This is a genomic window from Paenibacillus lutrae (assembly GCF_009757775.1).
Lineage (GTDB): Bacteria > Bacillota > Bacilli > Paenibacillales > NBRC-103111 > Paenibacillus_F > Paenibacillus_F lutrae.
Window position 1 is genome coordinate 346523 of record NZ_RHLK01000001.1, and the last position, 18863, is coordinate 365385.

Consider the following 18863-nt stretch of genomic DNA (forward strand, 5'->3'; position numbering starts at 1 on the left):
CCGACTTGACCCATGCTACGCCCCCGAGACGGCGCCGTCCGTTGCCGCGCGATATTGTTCGACCACGCCCGACAGCAGATCCAGATAAGCGGAAGCCCACTCCAGCACCGCTTCCTTGCGGAGACGCCGTGCGTTGTACACCCATACCCCGCCTAGTTCAGTCGCTTCCGCCCCGCTTGGCGCGGCAGCCCCATCCATATACAGCACAACATCGAATCGTTCCAATAGCGCCTCCCGCTCCTTGAACCCGTGCTGCGCTGATCCTGCAAATAACGGGAACAAGGCAAAGCCAGCTTTGGCTTGCGGCTGCTTTCTGATTTGCCGCGGGTTATAACATTCTCCCGCGCTCACACGATTGGCGGCATGCAGCAGAAGCGTATCGAAATCACGCACCTCCGCAAAGTCGATTTCCTTCGGTGCAATCAACCCGTTGTCCGTTATTGCCGGAAGCACAAGCCGGCCCATGCCGGACTCACCGCGCCAGAAGTACAGATATACGGCATAAGCCGCGGCTTCAACGGTTACCGAGCGGGATGCCGCTAGTTCCGCAAGTTCTTTTGCAACAACACTGTCCAGTTCGAACTGAACGCTTCCGATACGCTCCGTAGCATAGCCGCTGCTGATGCAGTCGTCTGCCACAGGCAGACCGCTCCAGATCCAGCTCGCGAGCTCGCGATTGCTCGACTCCAGAAACGCCGCAAGCGATGCGATCGTCGGATAGGTGAACAAATCCGTTACGCCGAGAACGCCGGGATACAACTCCTCCAGCCGTTGATGCGCCCGCACCAGCAGCAGCGATTCTCCCCCTACATCGAAGAAACGATGATGGATGCCGAAGTCGTCCCTTTGCAGGATTTCGCGCCATACGGCGGCAATCGCAAGTTCGATATCGCTTGCCGCTTCGACAAACGGAGTCCGGCTATCCGACGCAGGCTCCGGTTCCGGCAGCGCCTTCCGGTCGATTTTGCCGTTTGGAGACAGCGGCATGGCCGGCAGTTCCACCACGGCCTGCGGAACCATATAATCCGGCAGGCGCAGCGCTGCAAAATCCCGCAGTTCCTGAGCGCCCGCAGGTTCGGAGCAAACGATGTAAGCACATAAATATTCGCTGCCGCTTGAGGAGTCCCGCTTCATGACTACCGCTTCCGAAACTGACGGATGGTCAAGCAGCACATGCTCGATTTCTCCGCATTCAATGCGTTGGCCTCTTATTTTTACTTGATGGTCGATTCGGCCCAAATATTCAATCGTTCCATCAGGCAGCCATCTGGCAAGGTCTCCTGTCCGATACATGGGACTGCCCGCCGCAAACGGATTATCGACGAACTTTGCTTCCGTCAAATCGGACCGGCCGATATAACCTCGTGCCAGGCCCGCGCCGGATATGCACAGTTCGCCGGTAACGCCGACAGGCTGGAGCTTCATCGCTTCGCTCATGATATAAAGCGAGATGTTGTCGATCGGTTTACCAATCGGAATCTGGTTCGGAATATCGCCTTCAGAGCAATCGTAATAGGAAACGTCAACCGTCGCCTCAGTCGGGCCGTACAAATTCACAAGCCTGGCATCGAACGGAACTCCAATCCGCTCGCGGAACCGCCTCACCTGATCCGCAGTCAGCGCTTCGCCGCTGGCGAACACATGACTCAGGCTCTCCAGCCTGGCCTCGCCGCGCAGCAAGCCGGGTTGCTCCAGGAACAGGTGCAGCATGGAGGGTACAAAATGCATCGTCGTTACGCCATGCCGCGCTATCGTATCCATCATAAGCGCGGGGTCCTTCTCGCCGCCCGGAGGCAGCAGGACCAGCTTGGCTCCCGCAAAGCTCCACCAGAACAGCTCCCAGACCGATACGTCGAAGGTAATCGGCGTTTTTTGCATAATGACTCCTCTTGCGTCCAGTCCGTACTGCTTCTGCATCCAACCGATCCGGTTGACGACGGAATGATGTTCGATCATGACCCCTTTGGGCTGTCCGGTCGATCCTGAAGTATACAGCACATAAGCAAGCGAACGTGAATCATGCAGCTTCTCCACAGGGATGTCATCTCGCTCCTGCGCCAATGCCTCATGAACGTCCATACATGGCAGGAGCGTCGTCAGTCCTTCGGGGGCTTTGCCCTTCGTCAAGAGGAGCTTGGCTCCGGAATTGTCCAGCATGTAGCGGATTCGTTCCGGCGGCAAGCCCGGCGTAACAGGCACATAAGCTCCGCCCGCCTTCAGCACGCCAAAGATTGCAATCATCATCTCCAGGCTCCGGTCCATCACGACGGCCACGCACTCCTCGCGCTCCACGCCTTGCTTTCTGAGCGCCTGCGCCAGCCGGTTCGACCTCCGGTTCAATTCCGCATACGTCAATGCTCCGTCCTCCGCCGCAACCGCAATGGCCTGCGGCGTTACCGCCGCTTGTCTTTCGAGGTAAACCTCTACCGTATCGCCGCTTGCGTACGGTGCGGCCGTGCGGTTGAACGCTTCGCTTTGCTTCTGAGCTGTCGCGGCGCTCTGCAGCCCGATCCCTCCAAGCGGCCGCTCCGGCTCGGCCAGTGCAAGGCCGACAATACGGAAATACCACTGTGCCATTCTGTGTATGCTGTCTTCTTTAAACAGCGCCGTCGCATATTCGATTGTCAAGGCTGCGCCTTTTGCGCCCTGATCCGCAATTTCGAACGTCAAGTCAAGCTTCGATACGCGAGTATCCGGCACTTGCGCCTCGAATTGCAAGGCATCCGCCGCTTCTCCGCCCTCCATATGCTGCATGACAAACATCGTGTCAAACAGCGGATTGCGGCTCAGGTCGCGTGGTACATCCAGCATCGTCACCATTTGCTCAAACGGAAGCATGCCGTTGTCCAGCGCTGCAAGTACAGTCTCTTTGAGCTGCTCAGCGAACGCTCTGAACGGCAGTTCGCCGGATGGTCTGCTGCGAATCGGCAGCGTGTTGACAAACATGCCGACCAGGGACTCGGTTGCGGGATGGAAGCGGCCGGCGATTGGCGTGCCGACAATAAGATCGTCTTGCCCCGTCATCAGATGCAATAACGTATGGTAGGCGGCAAGCCAGATATGAAATGGCGTAACGCCCCATTGTTCCGCCGCCGCGCCGATCTCCTCGGCAAGCTCTGCCGCAATCGGCAGCGCAAGCTTGGCGCCTTCGAAGCTTTGTTCAGGCGGACGCGGATCATCGGTCGGCAGTTGCAGTACAGGAAGCGTACCCGCCAGCCGGTAAGCCCAGTACTCCTCTTGCTGCTTTCTCTCCTCTGAAGCCATCCACTCCTGCTGCCACACGGCGGCATCCTTATAGTGAATAGGCAGCGGCTGCAAGGAGCCGCCCCGATACAATTGCGCGAAATCGCTCGCCATCACATTCATGGAAACACCGTCGGCGACGATGTGGTGAATGTCCAGCAGCAGCGTGTGCCGACTTTGGCCGTCCGTTGCAAGAAACGCCCGAATTAACGGCGCTTTTCGCAAGTCGAACGGACGGACGACCGCGCGAGCAAATGTATTCAGGTCCGCCGCATCCGTCAAGGCATGCACGGCGAGTTCAAACGAAACCCTCTCATGAATATGCTGTACCGGCTTGCCGTCTGCCCAGTCAAAGCTGGTGCGCAGCGGTTCATGGCGGTCAATCAGCCCTTGAATCGCCTCGCGAAGCTTATCCTGATCAAGCTTGCCGGTCAGGTTCAGAGCGAGCGGAAGATTGTAGGCCGTGCTGCCTTGATAAAGCTGCTGCAGCACAAACAACCTGTTCTGCGCGAGCGACAACGGGTAGAACGGCCGGCTTTCGGCCCGGGCAATGACCGCGGCCCGTTTTGGGGCCGCGTTGTCAATGCGGGCCGCCATTTCCCGCAGCAGGGGAGCGTCGAACACATTCTTCATCGCAAACGTCGCTCCATAACGCTGCTCGATCAAGCCCGCAAGCTGCGCGGCGCGCAAGGAATGGCCGCCCAATTGGAAGAAATGGGCTTCTCTCCCGAACGCTGCGGGTTCGTCCGGCCCATTTGCGGCCAGACCGAGCACCTCCCGCCAAAGCTCGGCCAGCCGCTGCTCTGTCGGCGTAGCAAGCGCCTCGCCGAAAGCCGCCGGTTCAGCGAACCGGGGCTGCGGCAGGTTGCTGCGGTCTGCTTTGCCGCTCGGACTCAGCGGGAACGCTCCCATAGCAACAAAATACGAAGGAATCATATACTCCGGCAGTAGTTCCTTAAGTGCGGCCCGAAGACTCGCTTCCTCCGGAGTCTCCCCATCCGCTGTCACGAGATATGCGCAAAGCGCCGGCTCTCCCGCATGGTCCGTCACCGCCGTCACCACGGCATCGCGAACTTCCGCCTGCAAAAGCAGTGCGTGCTCGATCTCGCCGCATTCAATGCGGAGGCCGCGCAGCTTGACCTGGTGGTCTAAGCGTCCCAAATATTCTATATTGCCGTCCGGCAGCCACCTTGCGCGATCACCGGTACGGTAGAGCTTCTCTCCTGGGGCAAACGGATTCGGCACAAAGCTTTGCTCCGTCAAATCCGGCCTGTGGCGATATCCGCGCGCAAGACCGGCACCCGCGATACACAGCTCGCCGGACACGCCGATCGGCTGCGATCTCATCCGCTCGTCCACAATGTAGAGCCGAATATTATGGATAGGCTTGCCGATCGGAATCGTATTTGCCCCAGCGTCCGGGCAATCGTAATAGCTGACATCGACCGTCGCTTCTGTCGGGCCGTACAGATTAATGAGCCGGCACTTACCGCCGCCGCGCTCCATCAAGCTGTAAAAACCTGAGACATGCGCAGGCTTGAGCGCTTCGCCGCTCGCAAATACGTATCGCAGGGAACCAAGCTCGCCGCCTCTGCCGCTGTTCGCCGTATAAGGCAGAAAGACGCCCAGCATGGACGGCACAAAATGCATAACCGTAACCGCCTGTTCCACAATCGCGCGCAGCATGGAGGGCGGCTCCTTTTCCCCGCCGGGCTCGAGCAAATAGAGCGAAGCGCCTGCAAAGCTCCACCAGAACAACTCCCAAACGGAAACGTCGAACGTAATCGGTGTTTTTTGTAAAATAACGTCGCGCTCATTCAGCGGATAAGCTGTCTGCATCCAGTTCAGCCGGTTGATCACCGCGCGGTGTTCCACCATGACGCCCTTGGGTTTGCCGGTGGAGCCTGACGTATAAATGACATAGGCCAAATGCTCGGGACCTGCTTGAGGCGACAGGGTCATTGCTTCTTCGCCCTTCGGCAGCTCCGATGCGGCGGCTGCCGCAAGCGCCTCCAGATCGAGTGTTTCTCCCTGGAAGGCCGGGAGCGTGTGCATCCACTTGTCCCCCGCCAGAAGCAGTCTGGCCCCGCTATCCTCCAGTATGCCGCGGATCCGCTCGGGCGGATGCTCCGGGTCGATCGGCAAATAGGCTCCTCCCGCCTTGAGCACTGCCATGATCGCAATCATCATGGACAACGAGCGCTGAGCGGCAATCGGTACAATCGTTTCGACTGCAACCCCTTTGGCTCTTAGCACGGCCGCCATGCGTTCGGCGCGGTCATTCAGCTCCCTGTACGTCAGCGAGCCTTCGGCCGACCGCACCGCCGGGAAGTCCGGCCACCGCCTTGCGGACTCGGCGAACCATCCGTGAATCGTCTTCTCCTCCGGGTACGAATGTCTCGTATCGTTCCATGCCGCAACGGCGGCTTCTTCGGCAGGCATCACCATTACGACGTCGCCACAGATCAGGTCGGGCCTGGCAGCCGCTTGCTCCAAAATGTAAAGCAGCCGATCCGCCAACCGCTCCATCGTGCCTTTATGGAACAATCCCGTGTTATACTCCAGCTCCGCCCGCAGACCACCTTCTCCATCGCTGTACAGATCGAGCTTGAAGTCCAGCTTGGATGTTCCATGTCTGACGGGTAAAGGTTCCATACTCCAACCGTCGCCGCGCGCCGTCAGCTTCTCGTCTTCAAACTGGTTGTGAACGATCAGCATCGTATCGAACAGCGGGTTGCGCGACGGGTCATGCGGATGCCGGGTCGCTTCTATCAAGTGCTCGAAACTGACATCGCCATGTTCGTATGCGCCTAGTAAACGCTCATGAGTCTCGCTGACAAACGCCAGGATCGGCAGCTCGTCCGCCACTCGCATCCGAATCGGCAGAAACTGATTGAACATGCCGATCATCCCGGCCGTGTCCGGATGCGTCCGGCCTGCCGCCAAAGAACCGATTGTCAATTCCGACTGATGCGTCGTTCCCTTGAGCAACAGCGCGTAAGCCGCAAAAAGCAGACTGTTCATGCTCGCTCGGGCACTTGCGGCCGTCTCTTTCAGCCGTGCGGCGAGCGCCGCCGGAATGTGGAAGTTATACGTATCGCCCGCAAATGTCTGACGGTCGCCGCGCTGCCGGTCCAGCGGCATATCGAGCGGTGCCGGCGGCTCTGCAAGCTGCTCCGCCCAGAATGCTCTGTTTGCCTCGGTCCGCTCCGAACCGGACTGTCGCTCCTGCCAAACGGCATAATCTTTGTAATGCAGAGCCGGTGGCGCAAGTTCCGCGCCGTCGATCAAAGCGGTCAACTCCTCCAAGAGCAGCTTGACGGATATGCCGTCCGCCGCGATATGGTGGATGTTGAGCAGCAGACAGGCCTCCGCTCCTTCCGATTCGGGCCGGCAATAACGTGCGGCGAGCAGCGGAGCTGCGGCAAGCTCAAGCGGCCGGAAAAACTCGCTCAAGCATTCCGGAAGCGGCGTCTCTGCGAGGTCCGCCGTTTGCAGAACAAAGGCGGCCGAATCGTGCACAATCTGGGCCGGAACGCCGTCGATCCAATGATAGGAGGTTCGCAGCGGCTCATGCCGTTCGATCAACTTCCGAAGCGCTGATCCAATTCTGGTTTCATCCACCGCACCCGAAAGTTTAAGCGCAAGGGGAATATGGTAGGTTAGTCCGATATCAGCCATGTTTTCGGCCAAAAACATACGCCGCTGCGGCGGGCTGAGCGGATAAGAGGCGGCTTTAGGCGCCTCTGCAACAGGCTCGTACGTTTCTTTGGCAGCCCTGTCGATCCAGGCCGCCTGCTCTCTGACCGTCGGCAGCTTGAAAATTTCCTGAAGGGGCATGCGCACCCGGCAATGCTTGTATATTGCCGATGTCAATGCGGCGGCCTTCAGGGAATGACCGCCATGTTCAAAGAAGTGGTCAAGCGCGCCCACCTGCTCCGCATGAAGAACTTCTTGCCACAATCCCGCGACAGTGACCTCGGTATCAGTGACGGGTGCTTCATAGGGGAACGTGCGCTCCGGCACAGGGAGATGTTTTTTGTCCACCTTGCCATTTGCGTTGAGCGGCAGCTTCTCCAAATGCACAAACGCAGCAGGAATCATAAATGCCGGCAGCTTGCCTGTCAGTTGGTGCCGAACGTTAGTTTGCCCTTCAGTTTGCTCCGCAACGATATAAGCGCATAAATACGGCGCCCCGTCATTCTCGATCAGCGTTACAAACGCTTCCTTGACGCCCGCGCAATTCAGCAGCCTGCTTTCGATTTCGCCTAACTCAATCCGGTAACCCCGCAGTTTGACCTGGCTGTCGATCCGGTCCAGAAACTCCAAATTTCCGTCAGGCAAGCGACGCACCAAGTCGCCGGTTCTGTACACGGTTTCGCCTTCACGGAACGGATGCGGCCGGAACTTCGAAGTGGTCTGCTCCGGCAAATTCACATAGCCGGATGCGACACCGTCGCCGGCAATCCACAGCTCCCCCGGCACCCAGTCCGGCTGCAATCGCCCTTGCTCACTTAGCACCAGCGTTTCCGAACACGCGATTGGCGTGCCGATCGGCACGGTGGCCGTTCCTTGTTCGTCCCATGTCTCCGTGACCCTATAGCAGGTAGCGAATACCGTCGTCTCCGTAGGGCCGTAGACATGCAGCAGCACGCCCGGTCCGAGCGCGCGGAACGCTTTGCGGATATGCGGCACGGAAGCCCGCTCTCCGCCAAATAAAATATGGCGCAAACCGCGCAGCGACTCCAACCCATGATCGACCAGCGTATTGAACAGTGCCGTCGTCACAAAGAATACGGTAATGCCTCTGCCCTCAATCAGCTCGGTCAGCCGCACAACATCGGCAACCTCTTCCTCGCCGACCAGCGTCAGCTTCGCGCCGTTCAACAGCGCTCCGTACACATCGAACGTTGAACCGTCGAAAGCATAGTTGGAAAGCTGCAACAGCGCATCGTTTTCCGAAATGCTTACATAATCGGCATGGACAGCAATCCGGGACACATTGCGATGCGTGGTCATAATCCCTTTCGGCTTGCCCGTAGAGCCGGATGTATACATAATATAAGCGAGATCGTCCGCCGAGCCGTCGATGTCAAGATCAGTGCCGGACTCGCCAGCCCATCTCGCATCAAGTACATCCATGCTGATGACATCTATGCTGTCTCCGGCAATCCGGGCGCCCATCTCCATCGTCGCAGCCTCGGTCACGATCACCTGCGCTTTCGTATCCTGAAGCATATATAAAATCCGCTCTTCGGGATATTGCGGATCGATCGGCACATAGACGGCTCCCGCTTTCAGCACAGCCAGTATCGCCGCAATCATATCGGGCGAGCGCAAGAGCAGCAGCGCCACCTTCGCTCTTGGCGCGACGCCGCACCGCACAAGTTCGCGCGCGAACCGGTTGGCACGTTCGTTCAGCTCGCTGTAGGTATACGCCCGCTCACCCATTTCAACGGCAATCTGCTGTGGTGTCTCCACCGCTTGCCGTTCAAAGAGTCTGTGCAGCGACAGCTCTTGCCGGGGTGCGTTGAATGAACGGCCAAGCCGGAGCAGCCGTTCCCGCTCCTCTGCATCGACGGGATCAAGCTCGCCAAGTACCGCATGCGGGTGCGCGGCGAATGCCCGGGCCAGCGCCACATAATGCCGGGCCAATTGCGCGGCGGCCCGCTCATCGTACAAATCCAGCACATACTCCAGCGAAAATGCGATACTAACGCCGTTATCCGTGCATTCCCAGGTAAGGTCGAACTTGGCCGAGCCGCTGTCCATGGCTTGAGGTGTATAAAAGACATCCTTGCTCCGCCATTCAGGCAGTTCCATATTTTGCAGCGTAAACACGGAATCAAACAGCGGATTACGGCCGTGTTCACGTTTCACATTCGCCAGCTCGGTTATTTCTTCATAAGGCACATCCCCGTTGCCGATAGCCGTCAGCACCGCCCCATTGACCTGCTTCACCCATTGATCGAAGCGTAAACCGCTTTGCCCGGTCAGACGGATCGGAACCATGTTGACGAACATCCCGACTACGCTTTGCAGCTCCGGCCTCACCCGTCTCGCGGCTGCCGTGCCGACCACGATGTCGGATTCGCCCGTATATTTCGCAAGCAGCGCATAATAAATCGAAAGCAGGACGGTGTATAACGTCACGCCCTCGCGTCTGGCCAGCGCCCGCAGAGATCCGGCAATCTCCGGGTCCAGCTCGAAGCGCTCAATTGCCCCGCGATAGCTTGGCGTCTGCGGCCTTGGACGGGGGGACGGAAGCGCCGGAGACGGCACGCCATCTCGAAAAATTTCGCGCCAATAAAGCTTCTGGCGCTCCAGCCAGCCGCCGCTTCGGCCCGCTTCTTCCCACAGCGCCATATCCCCGCCATGAATGGACAACGGCTCCGGCGAGTTCCCATCATAAAACTTCGTAAGATCGGACATCAAAATCCCCATCGACGTTCCGTCTGTAATGATATGATGCATATCCAGCAGAAGCACGCTTGACTCGCGCTCCAAGCGCACAAGCTCCAAGCGCAATAGCGGCGCTTGCTCCAGACGAAACGGCTGCAGGAAGCTGCGCTGCCGCCGGGCCAGCGCAGACGCCGGCCAGCCGCTTCCGTCAACCACGGTAAGCGGCGGCTCGACCCCCTGCTCGATGCGCTGCATCACATTGCCTTCTTCCATATAAAAGGACGTTCGCAGCGCCGGATGCCGCTCTGTCAGCGCGCGCCACGCCGAACGGAATCGTTCGATATCGAGCGGGCCCTTCACCTGGACCGCAAACGGCAGGTGGTAACCCAGCAGTCCCGGATTCAGCTCTTCCAAAATGAACAGCCGCTTTTGCGCCGAGGTTGCCGGGTAAACCGTCCGCTCCTCCACTTTGGTCACCGGCGGCATAGCGGCGGCAGTTCCTTCGCCCTCCTGCGCCTTTTGCTCCAGCAAAGCGGCCAGCGAACTTACCGTATCATGCAAAAACAGCTCGGTAAGCGTAAGCCGGGCGCCAAATGCCTCTTGCAGCCTGGCGGCGGCATAAGCCGCCTTGAGCGAATTGCCTCCTTGCTCGAGAAAGCTGTCCTTTGGGCCTATGGAATCCTTGTTCAACACCTCGCGCCAGATGGACATGATCCGCTCTTCCGTCTCCGTGGCCGGCTCCAAAACGACATCCCCGCGCAAGACTTCGACGCCATCCTCATCACACCGCTTAAACGCGGCGGCCGCTTCCAGCTCCGTCAGCTCGGCAAGCGCTTGGGCAAAATCTCCTTCACGCAGCGCTTCCGCCAATATGTAGCGTTGAATTTTGCCTGAGGTCGTTTTGGGAATTCGCCGAACGGGAACAACAAAAGCAACGTCCAGACCGGCCGATCCGTTCAACAGTTTTTTCACCTCGGCCATCAGCGGTACAAATCCGCCTGTCTTGCCGCGATGCTGAATAAAAACTGCGATCGCATCCCGTTTGGTCGTCGCATCCTGAACGGCGGCAACTGCCGTTTTCCCGATTTCGGCCCCTTTCAATCCGCTGATCAACGCCTCCAGATCATGCGGATACACATTTTGCCCGTTGACGAAAATGACGTCCTTCATGCGGCCGGTCACATACAAACGCCCATCCAACAAAAAACCCAAATCTCCCGTATTCAGCCAGCCGTCCGGAGAAATCGTTTGCTTGTTTACATCGGGCCGCTTATAGTAGCCGCTTGTAACGTTGCGGCCTCTAATATGTATGGAGCCTACGCTGCCTGCCGCCGAAGGGTTCCCCGCTTCATCGCAAATGCTCACCTCGCACTCTTGCACGGGGAAACCCAGCTCGACGATCTCGATCGCAGTATGATCCCCGTGCGCGGCTATTCGTACAGGTTGTCCGACAGCGAGCGATTGGCGCTCGAGCTTAACGGTAGTCAGGTGGTCTTCCGTCCCGGGAAAGGTCACGGCCAGACTCGCTTCCGCAAGCCCGTATACCGGGAAAATGCAATTGCCTTTTAAACCGTACGGCTTCATCGCCTCCAGAAAATCACGGCAATGGGCGGCCGATATCGGTTCGGCTCCGTTAAAAATCAGTCTGACGCAAGATAAATCCCATGCCGCCGCTCCTTCTGGCTTCCAATGCTGCAGAAAATGCACATAACCGAAATTTGGAGAAGAGAGACAGGTCACCCGGTGCTTATGTGTGAGTTCCAGCCATTTCATCGGATGAAGCACAAACGTCGAGGTCGGCAAATGCAATTGATTCATGCCGCAAAAAAGCGGCGTAAGATGAAAGCCGATGAGCCCCATATCATGCGTCAGAGGCAGCCAGCTTAGCGAAGAATCCCGCTCTGTCGACTGCGCTCCTTGGATAATGGCACGCATGTTCGACAGAAGATTGCCATGAGTCAGCACAACTCCCTTCGGATCTCCGGTTGAACCTGATGTAAACTGGATAAATGCAGTGTCCGTTTCGGCTGCGTTATACGGCTCTGCCTCGGGACGGCCAGCATCCGCAGCCGCCGCAAGCACTTCCGCAATCGGCATGCCGCCAGACTCGAGCCGGGCCAGCACCTCCGTCTCCCCGTGCTTTAAAGCATAGCCTTGAATTCCCGGCCACAGATCTTCATCGCAGAGAAATGTAGGCGCTTCCAACTGCTTGCATACCTGGATGAGCTTTTTGCGTCCTTCGTCCGTACGCGCCGCCGTTACAGGTACGGGTACAATGCCGCCGAGCACGCAAGCCCAGAATAGAAGGATAAAACGTTCGTTATCTTCCGTCTGCATGACGGCAAAGTCTCCTGGCCCCAGGCCCTGCTCGCGCAGCAGATGGAGCGCCCTACCAGCCCATGCAAGTAATTCGCCGTACGACAAGTAGCGTTCCTGACCGCTTTCGCAAAATAAAATTCCTGCATCGTTTTCCTTGCGCGCCAGCAATGCGCCGGACAAACTACTGATGGTTCTCATAGACGGCAGCCCTCCGTTCTGTCATATCACACCGTTGTGGAATGCAGCTCTTGATAGTCATCCGTTACGATGCGATTATGATCGTCCATAATAACGACATGCGGACGATACGTGCGGGCTACCGATTCCTCCATCATCGCGTAAGAAATAATAATGACGCGGTCGCCCGGCTGCACCAGTCTGGCAGCGGCGCCGTTCAAGCAAACCACACCCGAGCCTCTTGGACCGGTTATGACATATGTCTCCAGCCTGGCTCCGTTATTTATATTGACAACTTGCACTTTTTCGTTCTCCAGGATGTTCGATGCATCCAAAATATCCTCAGCGATGGTAATGCTTCCTACGTAATTCAAATTGGCCTCTGTCACGACAGCCCGGTGAATTTTGGACTTATGCATCTCTCTAAACATGAATACACTCTCCTTGTGGAGTGGGTTGGATTAATAAAACAAAGCTAATTTCTTATACCGAACACTTTTTTTCCAAATATTCTTTCAAGGAACATTCGGATTTTAAACAACCTACATTATTTCTCTGTTTTAAAGAAAAAAATAGCTGGAGCAACTAAGCTGCTCAAAAAAGAAATGCTGCGGCAAACTGGTGCCAATTGGGCTCTTTGTACGGAATAAGCAAGCTCATACTTATGTGTGTGGGATCAAGTTGAATGGATCATTTCATGCGATTGTGAAGGGGACATGATGACAGGCAAGCTCAAGCTAATCAGGCTGTTTTGTAGGATTGTGCGGGTTCTAGTTGATTGAAAATTCTGACAGTAAAAACGAAAAACGTGGCTTATACATCGCAGCAGCTCATCCTACTGAAGGCTCAGTGCTGCGAATGGAGAAAATGAAACCGTGCAACCAGGTGGAGCGGTAATGAATTAAAGTATTGCAGTGCAATACTTATTTCCTTTCCTTTTGATAAGGAAATTTCTTGCAACCTAACCTTATAGTAGTGCTAAACCTTAACTGGCGATAGGGTGATAATCTTACAATAGAGGGAGAAATTCTTTTACTTTTTTGAGCAGACTTACCAGAAATTAAGAGCCCTATGCAAGAAAACATTTCCGCTTTTGCTTGAAAACAGCAGTTTCACAAACAGAAACAGATTAAAAATCGTAACTTTGTAACGAAGGGATTGGCGGCAATAGTGGAGTGCTTTTTTGCGGTTGTAACGGTTTAAATAGCTGAGCGTATAATATTTGCTTGCGATGCCGATGTCAATGTAGGAAAGCTGTTTCGCTTTTTTGCTGACGGAACGGGACTGAGCGACCAAATCCCGGATATGCTCGCGCACCTTGATAGATTTGAAACTAAGTCCCTCGATTTTTTTGTATATTTCCTCGTTGAGATGAAGCGTATCGGGATCAAGCTGCCAGCGGTCGCAGAAGAAGTAGAGGCTGTCGGGAGACTCCCGGTAGACGGAATGAGGTTTGGTTTGCAGTGCAATTCTGTATTTGTCGAAAAAGCGGAGCAGATAGGTCGTATCCTCCCCGAGATAAAAATGTTCGTTGATCAAGCCGACTTCGTCCAGCAGCTCCTTGCGGAATACCATCGTGTTTAATTGAAAAAAATTGCGCGTATGCGACAAAAACGCCTCGAACAAACCTTTCTCGAATACGATCGTTTCTCCGTCATTCCATGTTTCGAACGTTGCTCGCATCGAATTTAGCAAATGCCGCTCAACCTCATTGTCGAAGTTGTAGGAGGTTATATCCCCGTGCCGTTCCACCCATAGCGCAAAACTGATATCCGCTTTCGTAAGTGCATGTGTCTTCATGCTGTCGGCCAAATGGTTGGGAAACCATTCGTCATCGGAATCAAGAAACGCCAAATATTCGCCTTGCGCCGCCAGCATCCCCGCGTTTCGCGCGCCTCCCGGTCCTTTTTCCCGTTCATTGCGCACATAGCGGATCCGCTCATCTTTGCGCCTCCACTCGCGGATCGCCTCTTCCGTATGATCCGTACTTCGGTCATCAACGACGATCAGCTCCCAGTTGGCGTAAGACTGATGCAAGATGGACTCGATCGCGCCGGAAATGATCTGCGCCCGATTATAGGTCGGCATCACAATGCTTATCAACTGCTCCATTCGCTTCCCTCCAATCGTTAATTTAATCATCGTCAGTGTAGATGCGAAGCCGGAAGCCGTCAAGTCTAAAAAACGTGAGCCGGTTTAAGCACGTCCTGCTTATGAGTTAAAAACGTCCTGATTCCCATATGGATATGCCAGCCTGCTCGCAGCCTTCCAAACGTTCGAACACCGCATCGATATCATCGACTTCAATCGAAAGATCAGGTGTAGGCTTATTGGAGCCGCCTTGTGCGGCGAAACTAATTTGAACGTTCTCTTCCCCGAGTAAACCGTATGTTTCAATCCATCCATGATCCATCAATAAATCAAGTTCGAGTACGTCCTGGTAAAAGCTTTTTGCTGCCTGAACATTCTGCGTATTAATAGTGGTAACAATTCGTTTTACTCTCATTTTTCACACCTCGATTCAACTCATTTACTTACTTGATTAGGAATATTTGACCTTATTTTACATTATCATTTCGGGCTGTGTTGTACAATCATTTTCCCTCTACGGACAATTAGTTTTCTTTTAAATGCTCACGTTTACTTTGATTTTGTCCCAAGTTTACAACTTAGCAGATAGCATTTAGGTGGAACGAAGTTGTAAAGGTAATAGTGCTTTTGATAGGAAAAAAAGTCTCTACATAAACCACTCATTTAATTTTCCCGTAGTTCGGCATAATCCCTTGAGAAGCTCGGCTGCTAGGAAGATAAGTTGTACGCAGCAGGAGACAAGACTTACAAACGTTAAAATAAAAAAGCCGCCATCTTGGCAGCTTCTTATGCATGTATGTAATTGAACAAATGATCGAGTTCCAACTCTTGTGCAAGCTGTTGAGATGCCTAACCCATTGAACAAAATTGTTTATTGATCTGCTTCTTCATTTCTTCTAGCGGATAATGCTCGGGGTAAGTGGACATCAAGAGCATCGCTCCGTGAAGTGTGGAGGAGAAGTAAAGTGATCTTAAGTTCGCATCGTCTGCCCCAAGGCTCATAAACATACCGTTCTGCAGTTGATAGTTTTTAGCCATCGCTTCATTGAGCATGCGGCTGTACTTGGAGACGATTTCATCTTCCTCGGGCTGTGTTTGCAGATGCAAATAAAACCGGTACTCTTTGGGACGTTGTCCCACGTTATCAAGTGCGCCATCGATGATATGTTTCAACTGTTCAGTCGGAGAGTTTTGGGCTGCGGCCTCTTGCATTACTTTATTGATCTCTTCGATCCGGCTCCGTACCATATCGGCTAGCAGATCTTCTTTTCCCTTGAAATAGTTATACATTAAGCCTTTAGAAATACCGGCGCTTCTCGCAACCTCCTCTATTGAAGCGTTATGATATCCGCGTTTAACAAAAATCTCCATCGCAGCCGTTCGGATATTTTCTTTGGTGGATTGTCGAATTCGATCATTTTGTTCCCGTGTTCTCGGCATTGTCTTGTTCTCCCTGTATGAAGTTCCGGATGTATTCGGCGAGTTCCGACGCGTGAGTCAAAATAAGCATATGATCTCCTCCGTCAATTTCGGCAAATCGGATTGTGGGAATTCGCTTAAATTGGTCTGCAATTTTAAATAAATCCGGCCATTCTATTGTACCGTGAATAAACAGCGTTCGAACCGCAATCTCCTCTAATCGCTCGATCGCAGCCGGCTCTGGCCAGCGGACTTCGAAGCTTTTCCACTCGGTAAATACCCTGGTCATGTAGTGAGTATGCAATTCACGAAGAAAATCCGCATGTGAGCTTGCCATTGTAGCGCGATAGATGGGTCCGGCTAAAGATAAGTCAACCAGCCGTGAAATATCGGGAGCAGCCGCATTCACCGATGCCATATATTGCATGAATTCTTGCGAATAGGTAAAACCCGTTAATGACGGAGCGATCACAACAAGCCTCTCTACCCTGGAAGGAAATGATAATGTAAAATCCGTAGCGATCTGCCCGCCCATAGAATGGCCGACAAGTGTGACCCGATCCAGCTTCAAATGTTCAAGAAGGTTACGTAAATCCTCCACTAAGGAGATCGGCTCTAGTAGAGCGGGCGAACGTCCGGTACCTCGGCCATCGTATGTAATCACTTTAAAGTGATTTGCTAGATCTCGCACCATATACTTCCACACCCTCGAATCGACGCCCCCCGAGTGAATCAGGACCACTGGCGACCCATTTCCTTGGATTTGGTAAGAAAGTTCCATGTCGTTACCCTCCTTGGTAGACAATCCATAGTCTTTATCCTGATTATATTTATGACTGAATGTACAGTCAATATAAATCTCCTCATTTTCCCTTCGTTCCTTGTACACATGTCCCCTACTAGCACACAGCGAAATATTCATGTACTTATATTCTTGTCACGCATTCACAGCGATTCCACCAGAACATCGCCTTATAGGCGTATTGAATTTCGATCCAATTATTTGGATGGAGCTAATTCATGTAAGCTATCCGTTGCTTCAACTAAAACAGGGAGCAGCCCCGTTGCGGTCTGCTCCCTATTAGGATCGTATGATCGTCCCCCCGCTTAGCTGAACTGATTCGGCCAGTGTTATTTTCCCGTGTCAGGACAGTAGAAGGTTAACACCTCACATGCTTCCGTTTGAAGCCAAGTCTCCCTTTCTCTACAGTCTTTTGAATATTTTCGGCAGCGTTCAGGAACTTGCTTTTTCCCGTGTCACTTGTGACTTCTACCGGACATACTGCCTTCGCTGTTGCAACCGCCTTGTCATGGAGTGGCGAGTAGGAGGTCGCAACTGTGTACATAAAGTTATTCATTGAATATTTCGTTCGCTCGGGAGCATCGTGAACCGTTTCTTCCACTTGTTCAAGCATCTTGGAAAGTTTGCTTTCCGTAAATTCGCTGTCCGGCCGACTTCCCAGCAGCCAGCAATAACAGCTCCAGCCTGCTGACATAATCAAATCTTCGCCACTTGCAATCCACTTATCGGCAACATCTTGCGCAATATCCGCTTCCGATAAAGTGACAGCTACTACATAATCGGACAACATATAAAAATAGGCCGAAGCCAGCCAACGGTCATAATCCGCCTCCGTCATTGAGTTAGGCTCAGCTATGATTCCCGCAAAGTACATGGCGTCGTAATTCCCCGTGGCATAAAGTTGCTCCGCCAAAGGTTGATTGAGCTTGATCTTCTTGAAGATCGGCTTCATTTCTCCCGTTGCCACGCCAAAAAGCGGCTCCCGCGCGCCTTTGGATAGGTACATTTTCTTGAGACAATCCTTGCCGAGAGCCTCAAGCTCTTGCATAACCATTTCTAAATTCATCGTTCTGCACTTCCTTTCTCAAATTATGTAGGATATTGGATACTTCTACCCTAAATGACGGAGGAATCATTTGCATTCGAACAGCAAAGACTTATTTGCTCATCCGCTTAAAGCTGAAAAATCCACCTAGCAATTATGAGTTTATTGAAAAATTCTAACTTTCGCTACAATGGGTCCAAGCACCTGGGGAACGCGTTCATTCAAAATAAGATGTACGTCCTCATTGAAGAGCATCAGTTCCTTGTACGGTGCCTTAATCATCTGGAATATGGTGCGGGTGTATGCCTCCGGAAATAATGGATCGTCCTTTGCCGCAATAACGATGACGGGACATTTAATCCTTCCATCCTGAATAGAGCTCAGATCGGCATTAAATAGACTTGATAAGAAATGGAGTGGATAACTCATAAATCCATACGGATCGTCGTAGAATTGCTGAATAATTCTATTATCTCGCGATATCTTTTTCAAATCCAGATATAAACTTACAGGGATCGGAAAGTTCGGAAAAATCTTGGCCATACGCGTGATTCCAGTAACGAATAATGTATAGTTCTTTCGTAAAAATCTTGGGAATCTTGTAACTACGATGGAATCAGACACTTGTGGAATAAGAATATTATGAGGAAAAACAGCCCGGATACGGTCATCCTGGCCAGCTAGTGCAATAGCCACAATTCCTCCTTGACTGGAGCCCATTACGATAACATTGCTATTAAAGTGCCTAATTGCATAGGTAACAGCATCTTTTCCATTTTGAATAATGTCCTCAAACATGAATATCTTCTGAATACGGGGACTTTTCCCATGACCAACAGGATGACACCAATGACATTAAAACCGTTCTGAGCAAGAGAGCGGAGGAAGCAAAATGGTTGAAATCTTGCTCGCAATGATCTTATATGTTATTGTGATGAAAAAGTTACAAGCGCCTAACAGAAGGGTGATAATGAATGATACAGTCCATAAATAAGGCGGAATATTGCGATACGAATTGCGCGGGTACCACTGTGGATCTGAATGCAGTCAAGGCAGAGCTTATTGATGACCAGGAAGCGAATCAATTGGCCGACTGGTTTAAGGCTTTCAGTGATCCGACGCGTGTCAAAATTATCAGTGCCCTGCTGAAACGGGAGCTTTGCGTGCACGACTTGACAGTGCTGCTCGAAATGGGGCAATCGGCCGTCTCTCACCAACTGCGATATTTACGCAACCTTAGAATCGTTAAGCGGCGTAAGACTGGAAAAACGGTCTATTATTCACTCGACGATGCTCATATTGAGCAAATTTTTCTGCAAACCCTCCAGCATACCAACCACGGATAATGCCGCTTGTGCTGTAAAT

The 18863-nt window shown here is 53.4% G+C and carries 8 protein-coding genes and 1 pseudogene; 1 reads left to right on the plus strand and 8 read right to left on the minus strand.

The window, feature by feature from the left end:
• Nucleotides 1-15: 15 nt before the first annotated feature.
• The 8 genes and pseudogenes from EDM21_RS01375 to EDM21_RS01410 form a co-directional block, all read right to left on the minus strand.
• On the minus strand, nucleotides 16-12162 hold the full coding sequence (locus tag EDM21_RS01375; protein ID WP_157332193.1) for a non-ribosomal peptide synthetase: 12147 nt from the start codon (nucleotides 12160-12162) through the stop codon (nucleotides 16-18).
• A gap of 26 nt (nucleotides 12163-12188) precedes the next feature.
• Nucleotides 12189-12572, minus strand: coding sequence for an aspartate 1-decarboxylase (gene panD / locus EDM21_RS01380; protein ID WP_157332195.1), 384 nt, complete (start codon nucleotides 12570-12572; stop codon nucleotides 12189-12191).
• Nucleotides 12573-13191: 619 nt separating this feature from the next.
• A complete protein-coding gene (locus EDM21_RS01385) occupies nucleotides 13192-14253 on the minus strand; it encodes a glycosyltransferase family 2 protein (RefSeq protein ID WP_157332197.1) in 1062 nt (353 codons plus the stop codon).
• 106 nt (nucleotides 14254-14359) lie between these two features.
• Nucleotides 14360-14647: a VOC family protein gene (locus EDM21_RS01390; protein ID WP_201280739.1), complete on the minus strand. Its 288-nt coding sequence runs from the start codon at nucleotides 14645-14647 to the stop codon at nucleotides 14360-14362.
• Nucleotides 14648-15081: 434 nt separating this feature from the next.
• Nucleotides 15082-15672: a TetR/AcrR family transcriptional regulator gene (locus EDM21_RS01395; RefSeq protein ID WP_157332198.1), complete on the minus strand. Its 591-nt coding sequence runs from the start codon at nucleotides 15670-15672 to the stop codon at nucleotides 15082-15084.
• Nucleotides 15647-16432: an alpha/beta fold hydrolase gene (locus EDM21_RS01400; protein WP_157332200.1), complete on the minus strand. Its 786-nt coding sequence runs from the start codon at nucleotides 16430-16432 to the stop codon at nucleotides 15647-15649. The genes EDM21_RS01395 and EDM21_RS01400 overlap by 26 nt, the downstream gene beginning before the upstream one ends.
• A gap of 379 nt (nucleotides 16433-16811) precedes the next feature.
• Nucleotides 16812-17519, minus strand: coding sequence for a DNA alkylation repair protein (locus tag EDM21_RS01405; protein WP_157332202.1), 708 nt, complete (start codon nucleotides 17517-17519; stop codon nucleotides 16812-16814).
• 141 nt (nucleotides 17520-17660) lie between these two features.
• Nucleotides 17661-18323: pseudogene (locus EDM21_RS01410) on the minus strand (serine aminopeptidase domain-containing protein); the annotation flags it as partial.
• Between the two features lie 149 nt (nucleotides 18324-18472).
• Between EDM21_RS01410 and EDM21_RS01415 the strand changes: the two are divergent.
• Nucleotides 18473-18844: an ArsR/SmtB family transcription factor gene (locus EDM21_RS01415; RefSeq protein WP_157332206.1), complete on the plus strand. Its 372-nt coding sequence runs from the start codon at nucleotides 18473-18475 to the stop codon at nucleotides 18842-18844.
• Nucleotides 18845-18863: the final 19 nt, after the last annotated feature.